This is a genomic window from Duganella sp. GW821-FHT07F09, assembly GCF_059418705.1.
Window position 1 is genome coordinate 1 of the sequence record NZ_JBWKQJ010000041.1, and the last position, 1,077, is coordinate 1,077.

Here is a 1,077-nt window from a genome sequence, read left to right on the forward strand (position 1 = left end):
CAGCAGATCTCGGAGACGATGATGCAGCTGAACGACGCCACCCAGCAGACGGTCGAGTCGCTCAAGGCCACCAGCGAGGCGGTGCACCAGCTGCAGTACGCGGCCGGCGACCTGCAAACGAGCGTGGCCAATTTTGCCGTCGCGGCTTAAGCATGGGACAATGCCGCGCCTGACGTGGCCATGGGAGAAGAAAAATGTTGAAGCACTTAAGCATCAAGACCAAACTGTATCTGGGCTTCGGCGCCATCCTGGCCATCATCCTGCTGTTGCTGACGATCGCCTACAACCGGTTTAACAGCCTGTCGGACGCCAACGCCCTGGACCGCCACACGATGGTCGTGATCCAGGCCATCGACAGCCTGCGCAACGATCTGCTGCAAGTGCAGGTGGAGGCGCGCGGCTACTACCTGACCGGCGCGCCGGTGCGCCTCGAACGCACGCGCAAGGAGCTGCGCGATATCCCGGCCTCGGTCCAGCGGCTGCAGTCGCTGGTGCGCGACAATCCGCCCCAGCTGGAGCGTTTCAAGAAACTCGAATCGATGATCGTGGTCTGGGCCAAGGATGTCATCGAGTCGCAACTGGCGATGCGCGAACAAATGGGCGACAAGCCCGGCGCCGCCGACGCCATGGGACACACGCCCCAGCAAACCGGCGGCAACGCGGCCATCGGCGCCATCTACAAATTCATGAACGAGGCGTCCATCGAGGAAAACCGGCTGCTGTCCGAGCGCACCGCCGCCTCCGAGAAGCTGCAGGCGAGCATGCGGCTGGTGCTGTCGGCCGGCGGCGTGACCTGCGTGGCGCTGGGGGCGCTGGTGGCCTGGCTGCTGGTGCGGGCGCTGTCGGCGCCGCTCAACAACCTGACCCACGCCGTCGGCCGCATCGCCGCCGGCGACCAGTCGGCGCGCGCGCCGGTGCTGTCGGCCGATGAACTGGGCAAGGTCACCGTCGAATTCAACCGCATGGCGCAATCGATCCAGGACAGCCAGGCCAACGAGCTGGCCGCCACCAACCTGCTCAAGTCCAAGGTCGACTCGCTGCTCGGCGTGGTGTCGAAGGCCGCCTCGGGCGACCTGA

The 1,077-nt window shown here is 65.6% G+C and carries 1 protein-coding gene; it reads left to right on the forward strand.

Features of this window, described 5'->3' with window-relative positions:
* Positions 1-194: 194 nt before the first annotated feature.
* Positions 195-1,077, forward strand: an 883-nt coding sequence (locus AC07P1_RS33685; protein WP_494699948.1) for a CHASE3 domain-containing protein, incomplete at its 3' end; no start/stop codon positions are given.